This is a genomic window from Nocardia sp. NPDC058640 (genome assembly GCF_042716995.1).
GTDB lineage: Bacteria > Actinomycetota > Actinomycetes > Mycobacteriales > Mycobacteriaceae > Nocardia.
The window spans coordinates 78,963-86,605 of sequence record NZ_JBHXRG010000023.1 but is presented as its reverse complement, the minus strand read 5'-3'; the positions used below and the strand labels follow the sequence as shown (position 1 = coordinate 86,605).

8 protein-coding genes are annotated in these 7,643 nt (G+C 67.0%); 5 read left to right on the top strand and 3 right to left on the bottom strand.

What is annotated here, in order from left to right; genetic code table 11:
* The first annotated feature begins 262 nt into the window (after positions 1-262).
* From ACFWU5_RS22015 to ACFWU5_RS21995, 5 genes are all read left to right on the top strand, one after another.
* Positions 263-1,126: a metal ABC transporter solute-binding protein, Zn/Mn family gene (locus ACFWU5_RS22015; RefSeq protein WP_379268527.1), complete on the top strand. Its 864-nt coding sequence runs from the start codon at positions 263-265 to the stop codon at positions 1,124-1,126.
* Positions 1,127-1,201: 75 nt separating this feature from the next.
* On the top strand, positions 1,202-1,963 hold the full coding sequence (locus tag ACFWU5_RS22010; RefSeq protein WP_379268525.1) for a metal ABC transporter ATP-binding protein: 762 nt from the start codon (positions 1,202-1,204) through the stop codon (positions 1,961-1,963).
* Positions 1,963-2,829: a metal ABC transporter permease gene (locus ACFWU5_RS22005; RefSeq protein ID WP_379241094.1), complete on the top strand. Its 867-nt coding sequence runs from the start codon at positions 1,963-1,965 to the stop codon at positions 2,827-2,829. Before ACFWU5_RS22010 ends, ACFWU5_RS22005 begins: the two co-directional genes overlap by 1 nt.
* 69 nt (positions 2,830-2,898) lie before the next feature.
* Entirely contained in the window at positions 2,899-4,074 is a 1,176-nt protein-coding gene (locus ACFWU5_RS22000) for an acyl-CoA dehydrogenase family protein (protein ID WP_379241093.1), read from the top strand.
* 14 nt (positions 4,075-4,088) lie between these two features.
* Positions 4,089-4,892: an enoyl-CoA hydratase/isomerase family protein gene (locus ACFWU5_RS21995; RefSeq protein WP_379268516.1), complete on the top strand. Its 804-nt coding sequence runs from the start codon at positions 4,089-4,091 to the stop codon at positions 4,890-4,892.
* 5 nt (positions 4,893-4,897) lie between these two features.
* Here the strand turns inward: ACFWU5_RS21995 and ACFWU5_RS21990 are convergent, their stop codons facing one another.
* From ACFWU5_RS21990 to cysS, 3 genes are all read right to left on the bottom strand, one after another.
* On the bottom strand, positions 4,898-5,176 hold the full coding sequence (locus ACFWU5_RS21990) for a DUF4190 domain-containing protein (protein ID WP_379241091.1): 279 nt from the start codon (positions 5,174-5,176) through the stop codon (positions 4,898-4,900).
* Positions 5,177-5,248: 72 nt separating this feature from the next.
* Positions 5,249-6,238 (bottom strand): 23S rRNA (guanosine(2251)-2'-O)-methyltransferase RlmB, encoded by a 990-nt coding sequence (rlmB, locus tag ACFWU5_RS21985; RefSeq protein ID WP_379241090.1) that lies wholly within the window; start codon positions 6,236-6,238, stop codon positions 5,249-5,251.
* Positions 6,238-7,641 carry a cysteine--tRNA ligase gene (cysS, locus tag ACFWU5_RS21980; protein WP_379268514.1) on the bottom strand — a complete coding sequence of 468 codons (1,404 nt, stop codon included), beginning with the start codon at positions 7,639-7,641 and terminating at the stop codon, positions 6,238-6,240. Before cysS ends, rlmB begins: the two co-directional genes overlap by 1 nt.
* Positions 7,642-7,643: the final 2 nt, after the last annotated feature.

Here is a 7,643-nt window from a genome sequence, read left to right as displayed (position 1 = left end):
TTGCGTCCGAGGCGAAGCCTCAAGCAACGGTGGCTAACTCGCGGCCCCTCAGGGGCCGCGCTCGAGCGCGCCAGCGCTCCAAAAACACAGCCTCAAACCATCTGGGACCACCCAAACCCCGTGGCTTTGCCACACCGACCCCACCAAACCTTCGATCCCAGCACATACCCCCACGCGACCTCTGCTAATCTAACGGTAACGATTTCCATTACGATCTAGAGCTTGTCAGCAGGAGTACCGCGTGAACCCTCGTTTCGCCCGCATGTGTGCCGGTCTCACGGCGGGAGTGGTGGCCGCGGTCGTGCTCAGCGCCTGCGGTACCGGCTCCACCGATTCCGATACCCCTCAGATCGTCGCCTCCACCAATGTGTGGGGCTCCATCGCCGCCGCCGTCGCGGGACCGGATGCGCAGGTCAGCTCGATTATCAGTGACCCGGCCGCCGACCCGCACTCCTTCGAAACCTCGGCTACCGACACCGCGAAGATCAGCGATGCGGATCTGGTCGTGTTCAACGGTGGGCACTATGACGAGTTCATCGAGAAGGCTATTTCCGGCAAGAACAAGCGCACCGTCGAGGCCTTCGAGCAGCGCGCGGACAAGTCCGATGACAACGAGCACGTCTGGTACGACGTGAGCACCGTCGCGGCCGTGGCCGATCAGATCGCCGCCGAACTCGGTCAGGTCGACGCCGCGCACGCCAGTGCGTACACCGAGCGTGCGGTCACGTTCAAGAACCAGCTGATCGGCGTCAGCACGATCACCGGCACCATCGCCGCCCAGACGCCCAACGCGCCGGTCGCGCAGTCCGAGCCGCTGGCGCACTACCTGCTGGTCGCCGCGTCCGCGCAGGACAAGACCCCGCACGCGTTCCAGGAAGCGATCGAGCAGGAGACCGACCCGGCCCCGGCCGCCGTCGCCGCGACGCGCGATCTGATCACGGGTAAGCAGGTCAAGGCGCTTATTTACAACACCCAGACGCAGGACAAGATCACCCAGGATCTGCAGGCCTCGGCGAAGTCGGCCGGGATCGCGGTGGTCGAGGTGACCGAGACCCTGCCGCAGGGCATGGACTACATCCAGTGGCAGACCGCGAACGCCAAGGCGCTCGCCGCTGCCCTGCGCTGAGGAGTCGCGTTGTCCGAGACGACCACGCTGATACCGCAGCGCACCGACACCGCGATCCGGCTGCGCGGGGCGACCATGTCGTTCGGCGACCGCACCCTGTGGAGCGGACTCGACCTCGACGTCGCACCTGGTGAGTTCATCGCGGTGCTGGGTCCCAACGGTTCGGGCAAGACCTCGCTGCTGCGTGTGCTGCTCGGTCGATTGGGTTTGAGTTCGGGTAGCGCGGAGATCGCGGGCAAGAAGGCCAGTCTCGGGAATCCGGGTATCGGCTATGTGCCGCAACAGAAGACGATCGATGCCGGGGTGCAGTTGCGCGGTGTCGATCTGGTCGGGCTCGGGGTCGACGGGCATCGTTGGGGGCTTGGCTGGCGTGGTCGTGGCGAGCGGGCGGCGAAGGTCGCGGCCGCTGTGGCCGCGGTCGGAGCGGAGTCCTTCGCACATGCTCCGCTGGAAACACTGTCCGGTGGTGAACAGCAGCGGTTGCGCGTGGCACAAGCTTTGGTCGGCGATCCGTCGGTGCTGCTGTGTGATGAACCGCTGCTGAGTCTGGACCTGGCGAACCAGCGGCTGGTCGCCGAACTCGTGGACAAGCGGCGACGCGAACACGACACGGCGGTGCTGTTCGTGACACACGAGATCAATCCGATTCTGCCACTGGTGGATCGGGTGCTGTACCTGGTCGACGGCGGTTTCCGGATCGGGACGCCCGACGAGGTGATGACCTCGGAAACGCTGTCGGAGCTGTACGGGACCGAGGTCGAGGTGTTGCGGGTACGTGGGCGGCTGGTTGTTGTCGGGACCGGCGACGAGATCGACGCGCTGGGCGGGACCGCCTGATGGACAAGCTCACCAAGGTTTTTCAGCAGATGTTCGACCTCGGGACCACCGCGAACCTGCTCGGTTACGACTTCGTGCAGCAGGCATTGCTCGCCAGTGCGCTGCTCGGGTTGTTGGCCGGATTGATCGGGCCGCTGATCGTCGCGCGGCAGATGTCCTTCGCGGTGCACGGGACCAGCGAGCTGTCGCTGACCGGTGCATCGGCGGCGCTGCTCATGGGAGTCGGGGTCGGGTTCGGGGCGATAGCCGGTTCCGTTGTGGCTGCCGTGTTGTTCGGCTGGCTGGGTTCTCGTGCGCGCGAACGCGATTCGGTGATCGCGGTGGTGTTGTCGTTCGGGCTCGGGTTGTCGGTGCTGTTCCTGTGGCTGGCGCCCGAACGCGCCGGATCGAAGTTCTCGTTGCTGACCGGGCAGGTGGCGGGCGTCGGCTACGACGGGCTCGCGCTGCTGGTCACGTGCACCGCGGGCGTGCTCGCGGTACTGGCGGTGGTGTATCGACCGTTGCTGTTCGCCAGTGCCGATCCCGAGGTCGCGATCGCGCGCGGGGTGCCGGTGCGGGCGTTGTCGGTGGTGTTCGCGGTGTTGCTGGGCATCACGGCGGCGTTCGGCGTGCAGATCGTGGGGGCGTTGCTGGTGTTGGCGTTGCTGATCACGCCTGCCGCCGCGGCCGCTCAGCTGACGTCGAGTCCGCTGCGGGCGACGGTGTTGTCGGTGATCTTCGCCGAGGTGTCGGCGGTGGGTGGGTTGCTGTTGTCCCTGGCTCCCGGCGTACCGGTGTCGACCTTCGTCACGGGCATCTCGTTCACGATCTACCTGGTCTGCCGGGTGATCGGCCATCGCAGTCGGCAACTCGCGCACGTGCGCTGAGCAAGGACTGCGGCCGCGCGATGCCGGAATGACCGCGAGCCGCGTGGATCCGCGCGCAGAATGGCCAGCATGATCGATTTCACCGTTCCGGAGGATCTGGCCGCGCTGCGAGATCGGGTTCGCGCCTTCGTCATCGACAAGATCGTGCCGTTCGAACGCGACCCGCGCCTGACCGCGCACGGGCCCACCGACGATCTGCGCGCGGAACTGATCGAACTGGCCCGCGCCGAGAAACTGCTGACCGTGCAGGCCCCCGTCGAATACGGCGGGCTCGGGCTCAGTCACGTCGAACAGGCGCTGGTGTACGAGGCGGCGGGTTGGTCCACGCTCGGACCGGTCGCGATGAACTGCGCCGCGCCCGACGAGGGAAACATGTTCCTGCTCAACAAGATCGCCGATCCGGAGCAGATCGACCAGTATCTGATGCCGGCCATCCGCGGCGAGCAACGCACCGTTTTCGCGATGACCGAACCGGGCGGCGCGGGTTCCGATCCGGGACAGCTCAGCACCGAGGCGGTGTTCGACGGCGAGAACTTCGTGATCAACGGGCGCAAATGGTTGATCACCGGGGCCGACGGCGCCAAGACCTGGATCATCATGGCCCTGCTCGCCGAGAACCCGCACCTGCCTGCCGGGCCGACGCTGTTCATCACCGAGGCCGACACGCCCGGCATCGTCATCGAACGCATCATGAACACGATGGACCGCAATTACGTCGGCGGGCACGCGGTCGTGCGGTTCGACAACCTCACCCTGCCCGCCACCGCCGTGCTCGGCCGCACCGGACAGGCCATGCGCTACGCCCAATTACGTTTGGCCCCAGCCCGACTCACCCACTGCATGCGCTGGTTGGGCGCCGCCGCTCGCGCGCAGTCGATCGCGCTGGACTACGCGCGCACGCGCACCGCCTTCGGCAAACCGATCGGCGAACACGAGGGCGTGTCGTTCATGCTGGCCGATAACGAGGTGGCATTGCACCAGTGCAGGCTGACCATCTGGCACGCCTGTTGGCTGATGGATCAGGGGCAGCAGGCCCGGCACGAATCGTCGATGGCGAAGTCGTTCGTATCCGAGGAACTGTTCAAGGTGACCGACCGTTGCGTGCAGGTGCTGGGCGGAATCGGGATCAGCGACGAGACCGTGGTGGAGATGTTGTTCCGGGATATGCGCGCGTTCCGGCTCTACGACGGCCCGACCGAAGTGCACAAGTATGCGATCGGCAGACACTTGCTGGCCGGTCGCTAGTACGATTGCGTTCTATGAGTTCGGAATTGCTCGTCGATGTCGAAGGCGGCGTCGCTTTGTTGACGCTGAACCGACCTGCCAAGCAGAACGCCGTCACCGCGACCATGGCGGCCGAACTGAGCGCGGCGCTGCGCCGATGCGATATCGAGGACGCGATCCGCGCCGTCGTGATCACCGGCACCCCACCCGCTTTCTGCGCCGGCGCCGATCTGGCCGCGCGCGGTGGCGACGTGAGCGCGACGCTGGACCCGCCGCCCTGGCAGGTCCGCAAGCCGGTGATCGCGGCGGTGAACGGGCACGCGGTCGGGATCGGGCTGGCGCTGGCCCTGCAGTGTGACCTGCGGTATTTCGCGCGCGACGCGGTGTACGGGCTGAATCAGGTGCGGCGCGGGGTGCTCGCCGACGGGTTCGCGCACTGGACCGTGCCGCGCCTGGCCGGGCTGGCCAACGCCGCCGACATCATGCTCACCGGACGCACCTTCGACGGTGACGAAGCCAAGTCGCTGGGGCTGGCCAATGCGGCGCTGCCCGCCGACGAGGTGCTGATGACCGCGCTCGCGGTCGCGCACGACATCGCCACCGGGACCGCTCCCCTGCCGGTCGCGCTGACCAAGCGGCTGATCTGGGAGAGCCTGGGCATGACGCCCGCGGTGGTCGGGCAGCTCGAAACGGAACTGAACGCGCATGTCGGCGACAGTGTCGACGGCGGCGAGGCGATGGTGGCGTTCAAGGAACGTCGCGCGCCGCACTGGACCGGCAGCGTCAACGACGAATGGCCCGCCTGGGACACACCCGGCCAACGCCAAAGCCTGGACTGACGCGTCTAGAAATTCCCGTTGCAGGAACCGGCCAGATACAGCAGCGCGAACAACAACATCAAGATCGTGCCGATGATCCCGGCGACCAACCCGATCACCACCTGCGACCGGCCACTGAGCCCGCCGTAGGACGCGTCGATCTCGTTGAGCGCGCGCCTGCCAAGCACCCACGCGACCGGCCCGAAGATCCCACAGCAGAACGGACTGAGCAGCCCGAGCACAAGGATCAGGTTGGCCTGCGGGTGCTCGACCGTCTCACCGATCGGCTGATCTGGAATCGCCACAGCACGAATCCTACTGTGCGCGAGCGCAGCTGAGGCGAACTACACCACAGCCCGCCCGCGCTGCGAACAAACTCAGCCCAGGCGGCGCTGCTTGGCGATGTCGGCTAGGACGACGCCCGCGGCGACCGAGGCGTTGAGCGACTCGACCGGGCCCGCCATCGGAATGCTCAGGATCGAATCGCAGGTCTCGCGCACCAGACGCGACAGGCCCTTGCCCTCCGAACCCACGACCACGACGGTGGGAACGCTGCCGTCGAAGTTGTCCAGGGTGGTGTCGCCGTCGGCGTCCAGACCCACGACCTGGATGCCCTGCGCAGCCCAATCCTTCAGTGTGCGAGTCAGATTGGTGGCCCTGGCCACCGGCAGGCGAGCTGCGGCACCGGCGCTGGTACGCCACGCCACCGCGGTGACGCTGGCGCTGCGACGCTGCGGGATCACCACGCCCTGACCGCCGAACGCGGCCACCGAGCGGATGACCGCGCCGAGGTTGCGCGGGTCGGTGATGTTGTCCAGCGCGACCAGCAGCGCGGGCTCGGCGGTGCCCTTCACCCGGTCCATCAGATCGTCGGGGTGCGCGTAGCGGTACGGCGGCACCTGCAGGGCCACGCCCTGGTGCATTCCGTTGGCGCTCAACCGATCCAGGTCGGTGCGCGGCACCTCGAGGATGGAGATGCCCATGTCGGCGGCGCGCTGCACGCTCTCCGACAGGCGATCGTCGTTCTCGGTGCCGACCGCCACGAACAGCGCGGTCGCGGGCACCTCGGCGCGCAGGCACTCGAGCACCGGGTTGCGGCCGAGCACCAACTCGGGACCCTCGTCGGACTTGCGGCCAACGCGCGGCACGCCGGACTTACCGGACGGGCGACCCTGTGCCGCATTGGCTTTCGCCTTGGCCGCGGCCTTGGCCCGCTTCGCGGCGGGGTGCTTGGTGCGCTCGACGGCGGGCGGCGTCGCGCCCCGGCCCTCGAGCCCGCGACGGTGCTTGCCGCCGGAACCGGCGACCTGCCCCTTCTTGGTGCCGCCCTTACGTACTGCTCCGCGTCGCTGTGAATTGCCTGCCATCAGTTCGCCTTTCCGCTCGATGCGCCCAGCGACCACTCCGGCCCCTGCGGGGTATCGGTTACCTCGATACCCGCGGCGATGAGCCGATCCCGTGCGGCATCGGCTTCTGCCCAGTTCTTTTCGGCCCGCGCGTTCGCCCGACGGTTCAATTCCGTCTGAACGAGCACATCGAGCGCTTCGATCGCCGCCGAACTATCGGCGGGGGTGTACCACTGTTCGTCGAGCGGGTCGACGCCGAGAATTCCCAGCATCGCCCGCACCGCACCGGCCAGTTCGACCGCGGTGTCCACCGCGCCGGACTCGAGTGCGCGATTTCCCTCGTGCACCACATGGTGGATTTCGGCCAGTGCCTTCGGGACCGCGAGATCGTCGTCGAGAGCCGCGGCGAATCCGTCGGTCCATTTACCGACCGGCACCTCGCCCGCCCGATCCAGCACCCGCTGCACGAACGCTTCGATGCGCTGATAGGAGGCCACGGCGTCGTCGAGAGCCTTGTCGGAGTATTCGAGCATCGAGCGGTAATGCGCGCTGCCCAGATAGAAACGCAATTCTACCGGGCGCACCCTGGTGAGCACATTCGGCACCGACAGCACGTTGCCCAACGACTTGGACATTTTCTCCCCGCCCATCGTCACCCAGCCGTTGTGCAGCCAGTAACGCGCGAAACCGTCGCCTGCCGCTTTCGACTGGGCGATCTCGTTCTCGTGATGCGGGAAGATCAAATCCATTCCGCCGCAATGGATATCGAATTCCGGGCCCAGATAGAACTCGGCCATCGCCGAGCATTCCAGGTGCCAACCGGGACGACCGGGACCCCACGGTGACGGCCAGCTCGGCTCACCGGGCTTGGCGGCTTTCCACAGGGTGAAGTCGCGCGGATCACGTTTGCAGCGGGTCGGGGTTTCGCCCTGGTGCACGTCGTCGAGGCGGTGGCCCGACAATTCACCGTAATTCGGCCAGCTCATCACGTCGAAATAGACGTCGCCGTCGGCGGCATAGGCGTGCCCGCGCTCGATCAGGCGCTGCATCAGATCGACCATCTGGGTGATGTGGCCGGTGGCGCGCGGTTCGGCCGACGGCGGCAGCACGCCGAGGGTCTCGTAGGCCTTGTCGAAAGCGCGTTCGTGCGTGGCGGCCCATTCCCACCACGGGCGGCCCGCTTCGGCGGCCTTGTTCAGGATCTTGTCGTCGATATCGGTGACATTGCGGATGAACCGCACGTCGAAGTCGTGCGCGAGCAACCAGCGACGCAGCACGTCGAAGGCGACGCCGCTGCGCACGTGACCGATATGGGGCTGACCCTGCACGGTGGCCCCACACAGGTACACCGAGGCACGGCCGGGGACCAGCGGGGTGAATTCCCGCATGGTTCGCGTGTCGGTGTCAAAAAGGCGCAAGGTCACGG

Excerpts from the sequence above, each read along its gene's own strand:
- rlmB (WP_379241090.1), bottom strand. The coding sequence starts at position 6,238 with ATGGCAGGCAATTCACAGCGACGCGGAGCAGTACGTAAGGGCGGCACC.
- ACFWU5_RS22005 (WP_379241094.1), top strand. The coding sequence starts at position 1,963 with ATGGACAAGCTCACCAAGGTTTTTCAGCAGATGTTCGACCTCGGGACC.
- ACFWU5_RS21995 (WP_379268516.1), top strand. The coding sequence starts at position 4,089 with ATGAGTTCGGAATTGCTCGTCGATGTCGAAGGCGGCGTCGCTTTGTTG.
- ACFWU5_RS22000 (WP_379241093.1), top strand. The coding sequence starts at position 2,899 with ATGATCGATTTCACCGTTCCGGAGGATCTGGCCGCGCTGCGAGATCGG.
- ACFWU5_RS22015 (WP_379268527.1), top strand. The coding sequence starts at position 263 with ATGTGTGCCGGTCTCACGGCGGGAGTGGTGGCCGCGGTCGTGCTCAGC.
- ACFWU5_RS22010 (WP_379268525.1), top strand. The coding sequence starts at position 1,202 with ATGTCGTTCGGCGACCGCACCCTGTGGAGCGGACTCGACCTCGACGTC.